This window comes from Anaerosporobacter faecicola, assembly GCF_012070565.1.
Lineage (GTDB): Bacteria > Bacillota > Clostridia > Lachnospirales > Lachnospiraceae > Anaerosporobacter > Anaerosporobacter faecicola.
Genome location: NZ_JAAQRO010000046.1, coordinates 73,103 through 90,637 on the forward strand (window position 1 = coordinate 73,103; position 17,535 = coordinate 90,637).

The 17,535-nt window shown below is 34.6% G+C and carries 14 protein-coding genes; 13 read left to right on the plus strand and 1 reads right to left on the minus strand.

Going from position 1 to position 17,535, the window contains the following annotated elements; all coding sequences use genetic code 11:
* Window positions 1–33 precede the first annotated feature (33 nt).
* From HBB17_RS18390 to HBB17_RS18410, 5 genes are all read left to right on the plus strand, one after another.
* Complete coding sequence (locus HBB17_RS18390; RefSeq protein ID WP_167958956.1) at window positions 34–2,373, plus strand: glycogen/starch/alpha-glucan phosphorylase; 2,340 nt, start codon at window positions 34–36, stop codon at window positions 2,371–2,373.
* A 157-nt stretch (window positions 2,374–2,530) separates the two neighbouring features.
* The gene (locus HBB17_RS18395) at window positions 2,531–3,883 is read left to right on the plus strand and encodes an extracellular solute-binding protein (RefSeq protein ID WP_167958957.1); all 1,353 of its coding nucleotides are present in this window, start codon (window positions 2,531–2,533) and stop codon (window positions 3,881–3,883) included.
* Between the two features lie 103 nt (window positions 3,884–3,986).
* A complete protein-coding gene (locus HBB17_RS18400) occupies window positions 3,987–5,363 on the plus strand; it encodes a carbohydrate ABC transporter permease (protein WP_238483799.1) in 1,377 nt (458 codons plus the stop codon).
* Window positions 5,363–6,226, plus strand: a complete 864-nt coding sequence (locus tag HBB17_RS18405; RefSeq protein ID WP_167958958.1) for a sugar ABC transporter permease — start codon at window positions 5,363–5,365, stop codon at window positions 6,224–6,226. Before HBB17_RS18400 ends, HBB17_RS18405 begins: the two co-directional genes overlap by 1 nt.
* A 192-nt stretch (window positions 6,227–6,418) precedes the next feature.
* Window positions 6,419–8,203, plus strand: coding sequence for an alpha-amylase family glycosyl hydrolase (locus tag HBB17_RS18410; protein ID WP_167958959.1), 1,785 nt, complete (start codon window positions 6,419–6,421; stop codon window positions 8,201–8,203).
* A gap of 177 nt (window positions 8,204–8,380) precedes the next feature.
* Here the strand turns inward: HBB17_RS18410 and HBB17_RS18415 are convergent, their stop codons facing one another.
* Complete coding sequence (locus HBB17_RS18415; protein WP_167958960.1) at window positions 8,381–8,611, minus strand: YaaL family protein; 231 nt, start codon at window positions 8,609–8,611, stop codon at window positions 8,381–8,383.
* Between the two features lie 149 nt (window positions 8,612–8,760).
* Here HBB17_RS18415 and HBB17_RS18420 point away from each other — a divergent pair, with 149 nt between their 5' ends.
* The 8 genes from HBB17_RS18420 (at window position 8,761) to HBB17_RS18455 (ending at window position 17,383) form a co-directional block, all read left to right on the plus strand.
* A complete protein-coding gene (locus HBB17_RS18420) occupies window positions 8,761–9,036 on the plus strand; it encodes a pro-sigmaK processing inhibitor BofA family protein (protein ID WP_167958961.1) in 276 nt (91 codons plus the stop codon).
* 405 nt (window positions 9,037–9,441) lie between these two features.
* Window positions 9,442–9,939 (plus strand): A24 family peptidase, encoded by a 498-nt coding sequence (locus HBB17_RS20805; RefSeq protein ID WP_408609355.1) that lies wholly within the window; start codon window positions 9,442–9,444, stop codon window positions 9,937–9,939.
* Window positions 9,926–10,936 (plus strand): hypothetical protein, encoded by a 1,011-nt coding sequence (locus tag HBB17_RS18430; protein WP_167958963.1) that lies wholly within the window; start codon window positions 9,926–9,928, stop codon window positions 10,934–10,936. Before HBB17_RS20805 ends, HBB17_RS18430 begins: the two co-directional genes overlap by 14 nt.
* 68 nt (window positions 10,937–11,004) lie before the next feature.
* Window positions 11,005–12,330: a CpaF family protein gene (locus tag HBB17_RS18435; protein ID WP_167958964.1), complete on the plus strand. Its 1,326-nt coding sequence runs from the start codon at window positions 11,005–11,007 to the stop codon at window positions 12,328–12,330.
* Window positions 12,331–12,394: 64 nt separating this feature from the next.
* A complete protein-coding gene (locus HBB17_RS18440; RefSeq protein ID WP_167958965.1) occupies window positions 12,395–13,111 on the plus strand; it encodes a type II secretion system F family protein in 717 nt (238 codons plus the stop codon).
* 39 nt (window positions 13,112–13,150) lie between these two features.
* The gene (locus HBB17_RS18445; RefSeq protein WP_167958966.1) at window positions 13,151–14,602 is read left to right on the plus strand and encodes a hypothetical protein; all 1,452 of its coding nucleotides are present in this window, start codon (window positions 13,151–13,153) and stop codon (window positions 14,600–14,602) included.
* A 17-nt stretch (window positions 14,603–14,619) separates the two neighbouring features.
* Entirely contained in the window at window positions 14,620–14,814 is a 195-nt protein-coding gene (locus HBB17_RS18450) for a Flp1 family type IVb pilin (protein WP_238483800.1), read from the plus strand.
* Window positions 14,804–17,383, plus strand: coding sequence for a DUF5702 domain-containing protein (locus HBB17_RS18455; protein ID WP_167958967.1), 2,580 nt, complete (start codon window positions 14,804–14,806; stop codon window positions 17,381–17,383). The genes HBB17_RS18450 and HBB17_RS18455 overlap by 11 nt, the downstream gene beginning before the upstream one ends.
* Window positions 17,384–17,535 lie beyond the last annotated feature (152 nt).

A 17,535-nucleotide genomic window follows, 5' to 3' on the forward strand; every position in this document is an offset into this window, starting at 1 on the left:
AAACCACAACGAGATGTTAAGGAGGAATAACGAGTGAGCAATTTTAAGACAAACGTAAAAACAATTCTTGAACTAGATTATTCAACAACAGTTAAAGAAGCAACAACAATTCAGTTATATAATGCTGTATCAAAAGCAGCAATGCAAATGGTAAATCCAGAAGAAGGAATTCAAGCAGAAGGTAAAAAAGTATGCTATTTATCAGCAGAATTCTTAATTGGTAGAATGGTTTATAATAACTTATTAAATCTTGGATTATTAAACCAATTTTCAGAGTTAATGAGTGAAAACAATATTGATATTAGAATCTTTGAAGATATTGAAGATGCAGCACTTGGTAATGGTGGTCTTGGAAGACTTGCAGCATGTTTCCTTGATTCAGGTGCAACAATCAATGTTCGTTTGAATGGATACGGACTTCGTTACAAATATGGGTTATTCAAACAATATTTCGAAGATGGATTCCAAATGGAAACTGCAGATGACTGGCTAAAATGTGGAGATCCATGGTCAGTAAGAAAAGAAGAAGAAAAGATCTTGATTGAATTCAAGAATCAATCAGTATATGCAGTTCCTTATGACATGCCAGTAATTGGATATGGTGCACAAACAGTAAATACTCTTCGTTTATGGCAAGCAGAAGCATTGGAAAACTTCAATTTTGAAGCATTTAATGATTCAAAATATGAGAAATCAGTAAAAGAAAGAATTGATGCAGAAGCTATTACGAATGTATTATATCCAAACGATAATACAGATGCTGGTAAGAAGTTACGTCTGAAACAACAATATTTCTTCTCAAGTGCATCTTTACAAGATGTAATTAGAAAGTATAAGGCTGTTTTCGGTAACGATTTCAGTCACTTCTCAAGCGAGTATGCAATCCAATTAAATGATACGCATCCAGTTGTAGCGATCCCTGAATTAATTCGTTTATTCATGGAACAAGAAGGAATGACATTTGCAAAAGCATTTAAGATTGCAAGAGAAACATTTGCATATACAAACCATACCGTTATGGCAGAAGCATTAGAAAAATGGTGGGTTAAGTTATTCAAGGCTGTTATTCCTAACGTATACAAATACGTAGTAATGATTCATAAAGCATTACTTAAAGAGTTAAAATCTCTTGGTATTGCAGAAGAAGATCAAAAGAAATACTACATTATTGATGAAAATGATTTGATTCATATGGCACGTTTAGCAATTTATGCTAGCCATTCTACAAACGGTGTTGCTTGGATTCATACCGAGATTCTTAAGAATGATGCATTACATGAATGGTATGAAATTTATCCAGAACGTTTTAATAATAAAACGAATGGTATTACACAACGTCGTTGGTTAGCACTTGCGAACATGGAGTTGTCCGGATTTATTACAGATAAGATCGGTAATTCATGGATTACTGACTTAGATAAATTAAAAGAGTTAGAAAAATTCAAAGATGATCAAAACGTGATCAAACAATTTGGTGATATTAAGAACATCAAAAAACGTCAACTTGCTGATTATATTAAAAAGCAAGAAGGCATTGAAGTAAATCCAGAATTTATCTTTGATATTCAGGTTAAGAGATTACATGAATATAAGAGACAATTATTAAATGCATTCTCTATATTAGATATCTACTACGGATTAAAAGAAGGAAGAATTAAAGATTTTAATCCAACAGCATTTATCTTTGGAGCAAAGGCAGCACCTGGATACTTCAGAGCAAAAGGAATTATTAAATTCATTAATGAGATCGCTGAGATGATCGCAAATGATCCAGCAGTGAATGATAAACTTCAAGTTGTATTCGTTCACAACTATAACGTATCATATGCAGAAATGATTACTCCAGCAGCTGATATTTCAGAACAAATCTCAACAGCTGGTACAGAAGCTTCTGGTACAGGTAACATGAAGTTCATGTTAAACGGTGCAGTTACTCTTGGTACATATGATGGTGCCAATGTAGAAATCGTACAACAAGCTGGAGAAGAAAATAACTATATCTTCGGTGCAAGAGTTGAAGACTTAGAAAAAATCAAAGATTCTTATGATCCAAATGTAATCTACAAAAAAGAAGCAAGAATCAAGAGAGTTGTTGATACATTAATCGATGGAACTTTTGATGACAATGGAACAGGAATGTTCAAAGAATTATATGATTCTTTATTAAAAGGAGCTAGCTGGCATAAACCAGATAACTACTATCTGTTAGAGGATTTATTACCATATGTTGATGCAAAATTAAAAGCAAACAAAGATTACTCTGATACGTATGCATTCAGAAGAAAATGCTTTATCAACACTGCAAATGCAGGTAAATTCTCTAGTGACCGTACAATTCATGATTATGCAACAGAGATTTGGAAAGTCAAATAGGATATTAAGTTCGGAATAAATATGCATAGCATATTTTATTCATGACATAGAAAGGATTAAGAATTCTTTCTATGTCATGTGATAGAAGCATCTAAACTTCTATCATATAGAAAACCATAATACTTTTGGTTAAAAAAAGGAGAAAGAGGTAGAGATTATGAGAAAAGGGAAAAAAGTAATAGCTTTACTACTGACAACTGTATTAGCATTATCTTGTTTAACTGCATGTGGCAAAAAGAACAATGATAATAACAAAGCTGAAACAGAAACAACTACAACAGAAGAAGCTACAACAACAGACGATGCAGCAGCAACAGATGACGCAGTAGCAACAGACGATGCAGCAGCTGCAGAAGATACAAAACTTGGCGATGCTACATTAAAAGTATGGGGACCACAAGAACAACAAGAAGAATTACAAGCTATGTGTGATGCTTTCGTAGCACTTCACCCAGAAGATAAAATTACAATTGAATTAGGTGTTGTTTCAGAAGCTGATGCAAAATCAGAAGTTCTAAAAGACCCTACAGTTGCTGCAGATGTATTCACATTCGCATCTGACCAAATTGCTGAATTAGTTCAAGCAGGTGCATTATTCCCTGTAGCAATGAATGCAGATCAAATAAAAGCAAATAATACAGAGTCTTCAATTTCTGCTTGTACAGTAGATGGTCAATTATATGCATATCCATCATCTTCAGATACATACTTCATGTACTATGATAAGAGCAAATACACAGAAGACGAAATTAAATCTCTTGATACAATGATGGCAAAAGATTTAGGCGATGGAGTTACTAACTTCTCATTTGATATCGATAATGGTTGGTACTTATCATCATTCTTCTTTGGTGCAGGATGTACATTATTTGGACCAGACGGAACTGATGCAACTCAATGTGATTTCAACAACGATCGTGGTTTATTAGTTGGTGAATACTTAATGAAACTTGCAAAAGAAACAAAGAAATTCGCTAACCATGATGACGGTTTATTATTAGCAGCTTTCGAAGCTGGTACACTTGGTGCAACATTTACAGGTACTTGGAATGCAGAACCTATCCAAAAATCTTTAGGTGAAAACTATGGTACTGCTCCACTTCCAACAATCACATTATCTAATGGTGAAACTATCCAATTAGGTGGTATGGCTAACTTTAAATTATATGGTGTTAACTCACAAACTGCTAACCCACAAGCAGCTATGGCTTTAGCTGAATACTTAACAGGCGAAGAATGTCAAAAAACTCGTTTTGAAAAATACAGCTATGCACCAACAAACCTTAACTTAGCTAATGATACAGAAGCTTTAGCATCTAACCCAGCAATCGCTGCTTTATCTGCTCAAGCACAAAATGCAACTGTTCAAACTTCTATTCCTCAATCAGGTAACTTCTGGACTCCATCTGAAGCATTTGGTACTGGAATTTTAGACGGATCTATCACAATGGATAACTTACAATCTAAACTTGATGATTACGTAACTAACATTCTTGCTACATTAGAATAATAGTAAAGTTTGACATACAGGTACCCGAAACCCTTCGGGTACCTGTAATACAATAGATTATTTTGCATAGCATATTTTATCAAGAGATAAGGGAGGCAGAGTTGTGAACAAGAATAAGAAAACAAAGTCTGATAATGTTTTTACGTTCATTGGCCGAACATTCAAAGAAGGAGATATTTTTACTAAGTTATCGTTTTTTGTTATGGGGTTATCCAATTTAGTAAGAGGCCAGATTATCAAAGGACTATTATTCCTTTCTATGGAACTAGGATTTATATTCTATATGATTATGGCTGGTTTAACGGCATTTACAGGACTAAGTACTCTTGGAACAAAGACACAAGAGCAAATTGTAATTGATAAAGCACCTTTTATTAAAATTATAAAGGGTGATAACTCCATGTTAATGTTATTATATGGAGTTGTTGCAATATTTGTTATCGCTACATTTTTGTTTATGTGGAAAGCAAATATTAAAGCTGCTATTGAAGCACAGAAGTTAAAGGAAAAAGGAAGTAAACTTCCATCATTTATCGACGATGTACGTGCACATTTTGATGCAAAGTTACATAGAACATTGTTATTTTTCCCTATGATGGGTGTATTAGTATTTACTGTATTACCATTAGTGTTTATGATCTTAATTGCATTTACAAACTTTGATAATACACATCAACCACCTGGAAATCTATTTACATGGGTTGGATTGAAAAATTTTAGAACAGTACTATTTTCTGGACAAACAATTTCAAAGACATTCTGGCCAGTACTTGGTTGGACGATTATATGGGCAATCTTAGCAACAGGATTAAACTATATCTTTGGTATGCTATTAGCAATGCTTATTAACCGTAAAGGTGTCAAATTTAAAGGATTGTGGAGAACAATTTTTGTATTATCAATCGCAGTACCACAATTCGTAACACTATTAATTATGAGAAATATGCTTGCAACCGAAGGGCCAATCAACGGTATGTTATTAAATGCAGGCTTAATATCAAAAGCTATACCATTCTTAACGCAGGCGACATGGGCGAGGGTGACTGTACTTATTGTTAACCTTTGGATCGGTGTTCCTTACTCTATGTTAATAACAACAGGTATTCTTATGAATATTCCTGAAGATATCTATGAGTCAGCGAAAATCGATGGTGCATCTCCTTTCATCATGTTTGTTAAGATCACATTACCATATGTATTATTCGTCACGGGACCTTACCTGATTCAGCAGTTTATTGGTAATATTAATAACTTTAATGTTATTTACTTACTGACAACGGGTAATCCTTCTTCCTTGGATTATTATCAGGCTGGTAAGACCGACTTATTGGTAACATGGCTTTATAAATTAACAGTAAACCGTAAGGATTACTCTTTTGCAGCAACAATTGGTATCTTAGTGTTCATTCTTTCTGCAACGGTATCCTTAATCGCTTACAGAAGAACGTCAGCTTATAAGAGTGAGGAGGATTTCCAATAATGAGTAAAAAACAAAGATCTATGTCACAGGCAAAAAAGACAGCTAATTTTTTCTCGTATCTAGTCCTCATTATACTATCAATCATCTGGTTAATTCCTATTGTATGGGTAGTATTAACCTCATTCCGTGCAGAACCAGGTACGTATTCAAAGTATTTCTTCCCTAAGGGATATACGTTAAGCAACTATACAAGATTATTTACAGAGACAAAACAGTTCTATTTTGCAAAGTGGTTCTTTAATACATTCTTTGTAGCAATTTGTTCTTGTATCATTTCAACTTTCTTTGTATTATCGACATCTTATGTAATGTCAAGATTGAGATTTAAACTTAGAAAACCATTAATGAACATTGCATTGATCCTTGGTATGTTCCCTGGATTCATGTCAATGATCGCCGTATACTATATCTTAAAAGGTGTTGGCTTAACACAATCCTTATTAGCATTGATCTTAGTATACTCAGGTGGTGCAGGATTAGGATTTTATGTTGCAAAAGGCTTCTTCGATACCGTTCCTAAGGCAATTGATGAAGCAGCATGGATTGATGGTGCGACAAAATGGCAGGTATTTAGAAAACTTACCATTCCACTATCAAAATCAATTATTGTTTATACAGTATTAACTAGTTTTATGGCTCCTTGGATGGATTACATCTTCGTAAGTGTTATCATGGGTGATAATTATGACAAATACACAGTAGCACTTGGTTTATTTAAGATGTTGGAACGTGAGTTCATTAACCAATGGTTTACAAGATACGCAGCAGGTTCTGTACTTGTATCCATACCAATTGCTGCACTGTTTATCTGCATGCAGAAGTACTATGTAGAAGGTGCGACAGGTGGTTCTGTAAAGGGCTAATCTTATAAATGAAATAACTAAACAGTATGGTATCTCAATAGTCAAATTTGATAAAATATGATGCTATAAGGCTGGCGGAAAGAGGAAAGTCTTTTTGTCAGCCTTTATTAGGCTAATAAAACCCAAAGATGTCCGTAAGCATGAATACGTAGTGCAAACAGGGCGTTTAAAAATGGGGAGGAGGTATTTTGTTTGAACAAGAAAAGATTGTTTCTGCTTGGATTCATATTATGTGGTTTACTTCTGTGCTGTAGTTGTAAGAAAAAAGATGATCAGAAGAATAAACCAACAGATAATATAGAATCAACAGTAACGGAAGGTGCTTCTGATCAAAAAAATCAAGAAACCACAGCAGATACGCAAGAGAATAAGACAGAGGAAACAGAAGATACAAAGGCTGAGAACGTTACATATGTGGACTATGCATATGATCAGGAACCACAGATCATTGATGATATCTACCGTACCTATTATGAAGTTTTTCTTTATTCTTATTACGATAGTAATGGAGATGGAATTGGTGATATTAATGGATTAATAGAGAAACTGGATTACTTAAATGATGGCGATGACTCTACGCATACCGATCTTGGAATTAATGGAATTTGGTTAATGCCAATTATGCCTTCTACTACGTACCATAAGTATGATGTAATTGATTATTATGATATTGATCCAGAGTATGGGACCTTAGAAGACTTTCAGAAGTTAATAGAAGAGTGCAATAAGAGAGGGATTAAAGTAATCATTGATCTTGTCCTTAATCATACCTCAACAAAAAATGAGTGGTTTCAATCTGCAGTGAAGAGCTTGGCGATTGAACCATGTGGAAAGAAAAAATGTAAGGAAAAGGATCTATGTAGAGAGCATAATCCTTATTGTCAATTTTATAACTTCGTAGAGGGGCAACCAACCTCAGGAAAGTATTATTCCACTGGAGTGGGTGACTGGTACTATGAAGCAGTTTTCTGGGATCAGATGCCGGATTTGAATCTAGGAAATGAAAATGTTAGAAGTGAATTCGAAAAGATTATGAAGTATTGGCTTGATATGGGGGTTGGTGGATTCCGTATCGATGCAGCAAAAGAATTCTATACAGGAAATACCGACAAAAATGTAGAAGTACTTTCTTGGATGACGAAGTATGTAAAGGGATTAAATCCAGATAATTATTTGGTTGCAGAAGTTTGGGATTCCTTTGGAACAATGTCTCAATACTATGAAAGTGGAATTGATAGTTTATTTAATTTCCCATTTGCACAGGAACAGGGGAAAATCGTAACGACGATTAATTACACAGGAGATAAGAACTCGGGAAGTAGTCTTGGTCGTGCTATGGTGACCATTCAGGACAAATTCCGTTCTTTGAATGAAAATGCCATTGATGCTTCGTTCTTAACCAATCATGATACAGCTCGTTCAGCAGGTTACTTTAGCTATAATGAAGATAAGATTAAATTGGGTGCTGGTATAAACCTCATGATGGCAGGCAATAGTTTTATCTATTATGGGGAAGAGCTTGGTATGAGTGGAAGTGGTATTGATGAGAATAAGAGGGTACCAATGTATTGGTCAGAGACGAATACAACAGGTATGACTAAGGGACCAGAGAAAATGGAAACGATGGTACATAAGTTTGGCACATACGAGGACCAAGTAAACGATCCATTATCCATTTATAATTACTATAAACGTGCTATACAATTAAGAAATGAAAATCCGGAAATTGCCAGAGGAACTACAGCAATAATTGATTCATTAAATCAAGGTGATCTCTGTGCAATAACAAGAACATATAAAGATAGCAGTATTGTATTGCTCTATAATATCTCTGACCAAGAGACAACGGTATCTTTAGCAGATGCTCAACTGAATGTTGAAGGAATACGTGGCTATCTATCGGTAAATGGAGCTGCTGTTACCATGGAGGGGGACTCCGTTACAATGCCTCCATATTCCATTGTAGTTCTTAAATAATTCGTTATTCTTAAGGCAACTTTGTCTTATTGAATAAAATATGCATGCGAAGAAAGCGCTCAGGAGGGTTCCTGGGCGCTTTCACTATGTCATAGTATAGTAGTCGTTCATGTGTTGTGGATTCAAACGTCATATGTTTTGTGCAAGCATAAAGCATATGACGTTAGTATTCTTGTATCATATAATTTGTTCTGCCAAATCTTCGTCAGTTAATAACTTGGCCTGTTTAAGTAAATACTTGTACCTCTTTTGCACCGCATTTACCTCATAAATGTAGCAATCTATCAAATCGGGATCAACAACATTTTCAAAATTAGAATAAGCTGTTTCTAATGCTAATTTTGCTTTTCGAATCTCAAGACGTAACAATTCTTCTTCTTGCCGTCTCAATTTCGCTTTCTTCTTCAATGATTACACCTACCTTTATAAGTCATAATAAAGAGTATATTACTACTCTATATATTATAGTATTATATTTGTAATTTTATTCTAATTTTCTGAATAATTTTGGAAAATAATAATATATTTAATATAGAAGACAGGTTTGGGAGGTAATTATGAAAAGCATGACATTTGCTATAATCATAGGTGTTTGTTTATTGGTTCTTGTTCTAGCCATTGTATTTAAAAAGATTGAATGGCTTGTTAATTTTGTATTCCGCGCTTTATTAGGGGTAGTATTGCTTTATTGTATTAACAGTGTATTGGTGAACTTCGGTGTAACGAAGGTACCTGGTATTAATGGGGTGAACGTAACTTCCATTGGATTATTTGGCATGCCAGGAATATTCCTGCTGTACGCAGTAATGATTTATTATTCGGTAAGAAAATAAAACTGTTTCTAAAAGGAAATAGTCTATTATTTATTATGATAAAATTTAGGAAATCTATAACTGCTTTTCTTATAAAATGCAAAGTTATAAGTCAGCCCAAATGATTGTGCCGACAAAATGATTTTGTTGATCCCCTGCCCAAAGACCTACGTTTAGAGAGAGAATTTTCCCCAATTATTGTTACTATAAAACAAGATTTAGCCAAACTGGAACCTCACCTTCCAATCCAGCTCAATTCAGCAAAGTAACAGAAAAAGACAAAAAAGATAAAAATAAATGGAAAAAATTATAAAAAACTGTTGACAAACCAATATCAGAAAGGTAAAATATGGAATATGAAGGATTTTTATAGGATTATGACTTAAAACAGGAGGTGTTATTTATATTTTTGCATACATTGTTTTAATTGCAGTCTTAGTTATAGCAACCATGTATGATCTAAAAACCTATCGAATTCCAAATCAAGTAATTATCTTTAGTCTGAGTTTATATCTTTTTTTATCTTTATTTACATCTTCTATCGTTATTAGTATACGAGGTCTATGTAGTGCAATACTCTGTATTCTTCTTCTTTTTCCAATCTATTTCATTCATGCAATAGGAGCTGGAGATATTAAGTTATTAGCAGTAGTAAGTTGTTTCCTTGGATTCAGACAGGGAATGGTCGTAGTAGTTTTTTCATTTTTAGTGGGAGCAGTTATTTCTATTATTTATCTAATAAGAACACATATCTTATTTCGTCAAATGCAATCCATTGCATTCTATCTTTCTTATATTTATCAAACCAAAAAAGTAGTACCCTATAAGAATTTTTCAAAAAGTAAAAAAAATTGTATTCATTTTTCGTTGCCAATATTAATCAGTACAATTTTGGTGTTAGGAGGTGGATATGGGGGCATATAGTATTGCAATTTTAGATATGGATCGAGAATACCTGTCAGCATTGGCTAATTATATTCAGATAAATGCAGTCCATATTCGGGAAGTACAAGCGTTTACAGATAAAACCCTATTCCTGGAACACATAAAGAACAATACAATTTCGTATCTGTTGGTTGAAGAGTCCATATATCCGGAGATTCTAGAGATAAAGGAAAAAGAGGATTATACCATCTATATACTAACCAATATGCCTGATTGTGAATATGAGCATAGCATACATAAGTATCAATCTGCGAAAGACATAGTTGCGTTATTAGAAGAAAAACTCATAAGGAGCACATCTAAGGCTATGGAGTCAAATGGAATACAGAACAAAAGTCAATTGATTAGTGTTCTTACGCCTTTTGGAGGTGTTGGAACCACTATAGTGACCATGCGATTTGCACAAGCCTTGGCGAAAGAAAAAAAGGTAATCGTAGTGAATCTAAATCCTTTTGATACGATGGAAAAGTTACTTGAGATTAATGGGGAAGAAGGAATTGGTCTTAGCGAGCTGCTCTATTATTATCGGCAAGAGCATACGGATACCCAAAGAAAACAACTAACCTTTATGCAAATAGCAAATGTCCATTATGTAAAAAAGGTTCAGCATTATACCGATCTGTTATCAATGCGGAAAGAAGATCTTACAAGATTTTATGAAGAAGTTAAGAGCAGATATGGAGATGTAGTGATAGTTATTCTTGTTCGTATTATGAATGAGTGTACAGAGGTATTGCTAAAGTCATCAAGTCAAATCTATATGGAATCATCGTGGGAAGAACCCTTGGATGAACAAAATAAAATACTGCTTACAATGTTAGAGCAAAAGGAAATAGTAAGAAAAGAGCAAATCATAAAACTGCCGTATCTGGATATTAGCAGATTGGATAGAAAGAGTATAAAGGAAATGGTTAGGCAGGAAGAGAATCTCGACTTGTTCACAACACCGTGGATGAATCCCTACACCAGTGGATAACTTATCTGTGTAAGATTTGTCTTGTGGATGACTTACTTTGTGGTAAGAGAGAGGAGAATAGTAATGACATGATACAAGGTAACGAAATCGAGTTGTTGAATCAATATAAAAGAGAAATCAAACAACATTTGGTTCAGCAGATTACATCTCAGGTTGAGTTGGAAGATGAACAACTTATGGATCAGATTGACAAGGAGATTTTAGAATACACGAGACAATCGTTTTTAACAATTGAGCAGAAAGTTCGACTTCGAAAGGAACTATTTAATGCACTTAGGAAGTTAGATGTTCTTCAAGAGCTTGTTGAAAACCCAGAAATCACAGAAATCATGATCAATGGACCAAAGAACATCTTCATAGAACAAGAAGGTGCAATAACCCAATTGGATACCGCATTTGAATCAGAGGAACGATTACAGGAAGTAATTCAATCGATTGTATCTGAGACAAATCGAATCGTAAATGAATCTTCACCTATCGTAGATGCCCGTTTAATGGATGGGTCGCGTGTGAATGTGGTATTACCACCTATTGCATTAGATGGACCAATTGTAACGATTCGTAAGTTCCCGGAACACCCTTTTACGATGGAAGGATTACTTAACCTTGGTGCGATAACGCAAGAAGCGGCGGTGTTTTTACATACGTTAGTTAAAGCAAGGTATAACATATTCATATCAGGTGGAACGGGATCGGGTAAAACAACCTTTCTTAATGTATTGTCAAATTTTATTCCCGAGGATGAACGAATCATTACAATAGAAGATTCGGCAGAGCTACAAATCTGCAGTATTGCAAATCTAGTACGTCTAGAATGTAGAAATGCAAATGTGGAAGGTAAAAATGCTATAAGTATTCGTGATCTAATCAAATCAAGCTTGCGAATGCGACCTGATCGAATAATCGTAGGAGAGATTCGAGATAGTGCAGCTATTGATCTTTTAGCTGCATACAACACAGGACATGATGGGAGTTTATCTACGGGACATGCAAATTCTGTCAAGGATATGCTGAACCGATTAGAGTCATTAGTTTTACAAGGTGTGGATATGCCAATACCTGCAATAAGGAGGCAAATTAGCTCGGCAATTGATATTATTGTCCATCTTGGGAGAATGCGCGATAAATCAAGAAAAGTATTGGAAATTTGCGAAATATTAGATGTAGTAAATGATGAGATCCAAGTTAATCCTTTATTTCAATTCGAATTAAACGAGGAAGCTACAAAGGGTGAGACGAATCAAATGCAAATGGACAAGCATGCCATGAAAATAGGAGTATTAAAACGAACGACCAATTCTTTTGTAAATACCGAAAAGTTATTGCGTGCAGGTCTCTCTATACCACAATCCAATCATAGGGAAAGTGAGGAGGTTGAGAAAACAATTGTGTAATACCAACGGAATAAATGCAAAATCTAAAAAAAGCGCGTATCCTGTTGACTATCATCAATATCATATGGGTTGGAAGGAAGCAAAAGTGGTATATGCAAAGGGTGCTATTATATTTGGTTTTCTTTTATGGATCTTCTATCGTAATGGTATAGTATTACTTCTTGGGAGCCCTTTGCTTTTGCTATATAAAAAACAGCAAGAAAAGAAACGGTGTAAAGAACGAAAGTGGGAGTTAACATTACAGTTTAAAGAAGGATTACAGTCGCTAGTGGCAGCATTAAGTGCAGGGTACTCCATTGAAAATGCATTTCGGCAGGCATTACAGGATTTAAAACTCCTATATGGAGAAGATACTATGATACATCAGGAATTTTCCTATATTGTGTACCAAATTCGAATGAACATACCAGTTGAACAGGCATTAGAGGATTTTGCAAAACGAAGTGATATTGATGATATTAAAAGTTTGGCAGAAGTTTTTCGGACAGCAAAAAAATCCGGAGGTAATTTAATTCAGATATTACGAACGACAAATCAAATTATTGGTGACAAGATTGAGGTCAGTCGAGAGATAACAACCATGATGTCGGCTAAAAAGTTTGAAGCAAACATCATGACCAAGATTCCCCTTGCAATTATTCTATATATGGACTTGTCATCACCGGGTTTCTTAGATCCCTTATATCACAATCTATTAGGTGGTTTTATAATGACAGGAGCGTTAGGGATCTATTTATTTAGTTATGTGCTTATGAACCGAATCTTAAGTATTGAAGTATAAGGTAGATAGGGGGGAATGCATATCTTAATAGCAAATTGTATGATACTAGGAGTGATTCTGATCCTAATTATTGTTGCAAATATAGTATCAAATAAGCAGAATGGAAAACGGTCGCTCTCTCTGGATACAGTAAGTCGGTTTGTGCTTTCGGGAATTAGAAAAACGCGAGTCGGAAAAGAAATCTTTCAAAAAAGTGTTAATGCAATGAGGATACTTTATGTAAGAGAAAATGCAGAAGAAAAAGCAACTATTTTTTGTACCAAACAAATAACGTTAATCACACTTGTACTTTTAGCAAGTAATAGTTTGTCAATTATCGTTGCATTAACGGGCTCAAGTCTGTTGTATCAGTCGTATTATCTTAAAAGGCCTGGTTACGGCGAATCTGCATTAAGTGTTCCACTTTATATGCAGGTAGAGGAAAATCAAGAAGAAATCGAACTTGAGTTACAAGAAAGACAGTACACCGATCCTGTAAAATTAAAGGAGATTTTTGATAAAGCAAAACAGTATCTTGATAATACCATTTTAGGAAATAATGAAGCCTATGATCACATTGATCGTTCCTTATGCCTTGTAACCAAAATCCCAAGTTTGTCAGTAACGGTAGACTGGGAATTGGGATATGACGGATGTATTAATCAAGATGGTTCGATTACAGTGGAGGATTACCAAAGAGATGGTGTGATACAAACAATTACCGCAGTGATTAGATATTATGATAATGAAATACGTTATCCCATTAATCTTGTCCTGTACCCAAAAGAAAAAACAAAGACGGAGCGGCTAATTGAACTGGTACAACAAGAAGTCAGGCAGCAACAACAGAGTGCGCCGGAAGAAGAATATCTTAAGCTACCAAAAACAATTGAAGGACAAGAATTGATATATTATGAAAGGAAGGAAAAGGATCCTATTCTTCTTACCATGTTAGGGTTAATGGCAATGGGATGTCTGCTCTATGGGAACACAGCAAGATTAGAAAAGGAAAAAAAGAAGCGAGATAGACAAATGTTGTTGGATTATCCAGATATCATACATAAGTTAGTACTACTTCTTGGAGCTGGTATGACGGTGAAAAATGCTTGGGGAATGATCTGCGGAGAATATGAGAGAAAAAGACAAAGGGCTGGAACAAGACAAAAGGCTGGAACGAAAGAAGAAACAAGATATATCTATGAAGAGATGGTCGTTACCATTCATGAAATACAAAATGGGATGGCTGAAATGGAGGCGTATGATCGTTTTGGAAGGCGTGTTAAATTGATTCCATATATGAAGTTAAGTTCTTTGCTTGTTCAGAATATGACGAAAGGAACGGGAGATTTATTAAAGCTACTTGAATATGAAGCAGTACAATCTTTTGAAGAACGAAAAGATATGGCAAAACGGGTAGGAGAAGAGGCAAGTACAAAATTATTAGTACCAATGGTTTTTATGCTATTAATTTTATTAATAATTATTATGGTTCCTGCATTTATGCAGATGTAACGGAAAGGTGTGTTTATATGATAAAAGAGTTAATGCAATCAGGAAAGAAATTAGTGCTGGATTTCGTAGAGGAAGAGGATGGATTAGGTGTTGTAGAACTTGTGTTAATCATAGTTATCCTAATTGGCTTAGTTATATTATTCAAGGGAGAAGTAGAGAAGTTTATTCAAGGTTTGTTCAAAAAAGCAACAGGAAAAACAGATGCATTATAAAAAATCATTAGGCGGGAGCATAACGGTATATTTAAGTTTGGTATTGTTACTGGTAACTGCAATTTTATGTACTGTAGTGGAAGGTGCTAGGTTACAGGGAGCAAAAAACCTTGGACAAAGTATGTTGCAGGCAAGTGTGGATTCTTTATATTCTTCTTACCAACGGGAATTATTCGATACATATGGAATTTTTGCTTATTCCTGTACTAATGATAATCTTATGGTGGAGGAAGAACTCGAAGCGGTAGTACAAAAAAATTTTGTAAAATCGGTGGAAACAAAAAATTGGCTGGAGGACCAGATAGAACAGAAAGATGTATTGTCAAAAGTGTTTCAATATATGGATTTATATGAACTACAGTTAGATCAGGTAGAGATACAAGATATTGCAATGCTAACGGATTATCAAGGAGAACTATTTCTCAATCAAGTTTATGCATATATGAAATACAGTGCTCCTGCTAATTTGATCAAAGACACGCTTGAGAGATGGAATCTATATGATTCAACAGAGGAAACAACTAAAGTCATGAAAAAAAAGCTAGAAACACAAGAATCTTTAGGCGAATTAAGTAAGCTTATGCTGCAATTGATTGAAGAGGTTGAGGGAGTAGATACAGATGAAAATGGAGTTCGATTTAACAAATCTGGCGTATTGAAAACAAAAGATTCTTTTGCAAAAAAAATCGTATCACAACCACCATCAATGCAAACAGTAGGAATTAATAAAGAATTGGTTTTTTATTCTCTTAAAGAAAAGTACTATAATATTTCAAATAAACTAGATCTACAGATTCATTGTGCCCAAGATGCCATTGCATGTAATAAGAGAATAGAAGAATTAGAGAAATCGTTAGCGGATCTAGAGGCAGAGCGTTCTAAATTAGAAAGTGCAATTGCTAATAAGGAACAAGAAGAAAGTGTGGTAGAAGACGAGGAGGAGGGGGAAGAGCAAGATACTGTATCAGAAGAAGAGGAACAGTTGGCTCATATTGAGGAAGAGATTGAGAGTAAGAATCAGGAGCGGAAGACACAAGTAGAGAAGAAGGAACAAAGAATAAAGGAAAAGAAACAACTGCAAAAAGAGATGTTGCAAAAGATCAATGATACAATTTCAAAGATCGAAAAGGCACAGAAGACAATTAATAAAATTGAAAGTAAAAGTGAGGAATTGGGTAGTAAAGTAGATGAGTATGAGCAGGTTATTGAAGCGGAGAAAAGTGAACTGACAACAGAAAACTATGAAGAGTTTCAGAATAGTAAAAAGCAGATGAGGGAATACCTTGGGCAGCAGAACAACCCAGATACAATTTCTGCAACTAGTGCAGTACAGATGCGTAAGGTACTTCAAAAGAATCAAGATTTATTAGAGTCGATTTATAAGAATAGTGATCAAGTTCAGAAAGATGATACCAATTCTTTGGAACAGGACATAAATCAATTACAACAGTGTAAAGCATATGCAGCTTCCTATAATGTAGAAAACTTGCGGTTTGATTATTCAAGTTTACAAGTAGAAGAAGAAGTAGAAAGTCCGGTAGATTCTGTGGGAACATTGCTTGAATCAGGATTGCTTGCATTGGTTGTAGAGGATAGTAGTGTAATCTCTGAGCAAACAATTGACAAAGCACATTTACCTTCCACCACAGCTAATATTAAAGAGGATGAACAGGAAGCCGACTGTAAACGGATCATAGATGAATGTGAGGATAATGAGTATAGTACACAAGTTACGGATTCATTTTCCGCTGACCATAGTGCAGTAACCAATTTGACAGAGAAACTGTTACTGAATCAGTATCAAATTGATTTTTTCAAAAATTATGTACAAACCGTTAAAGAAAGTGAGGCAAATAAGGAGGGGAATTCAAATAAGGAGGAGAATTCAAACAATTCAAAATCTTTAGAATATGAGCAAGAGTATATACTTGCTGGGCATAATTGCGATAAGGATAATCTAAGCAGTGTTGTAACAAAGATAGTAATGATGAGAACAGTACTTAATTTTTTGTATTTATTTACGGATAAAGAAAAGAATGCAGCTGCTTACACTACAGCAACATCTCTCGTTGGATTTACTTGTTTACCTCCATTAATTACTTTGGTGAAGATCGTAATCTTGTTTGCCTGGGCAATGGTAGAAGCATTGGTGGATACCTATGCATTATTGGCGGGATACTCTGTCCCAATATTTAAGACAAAATCCACGTATCAAGTGCATTACAAAGATTTACTTACAATGAGCAAAGCAAAGATTGGAACATTGGCAAAGAACTTTGAAAAGACAACAAGCAAGATTGGAAATCTAAGTTATGAACAGTATATTCGAATATTTTTACTCTTGAGTGATAAAAAGAAAAACTGTTTTCGTACAATGGATTTAATCCAAATTAATATGCAAGGTATAATAGGGAATACATTTCAATTAGAACACTGCGTGTTTGGTATAAAAGTACATGCAGTTATGAGTATTCCAGAAAAATTTATTACATTTCCGTTCGTAAAGGATATACTGGGGAAAACAGAGGGTGGATATGTAGTGGAAACGACAATTAGTAATGGGTACTAGTATATAGAAGGGCAGAGTGGGATGTCCTTTCTTCTAACAAATCTAAAAGAAACGTCTATTTGGCTTACGCCAGTCTAAAAATCTAATTTTATTATTATTATTTTTAACCACTTCTATTTATTTAAGAACCATAAAATCGGCAATCCCTAGCC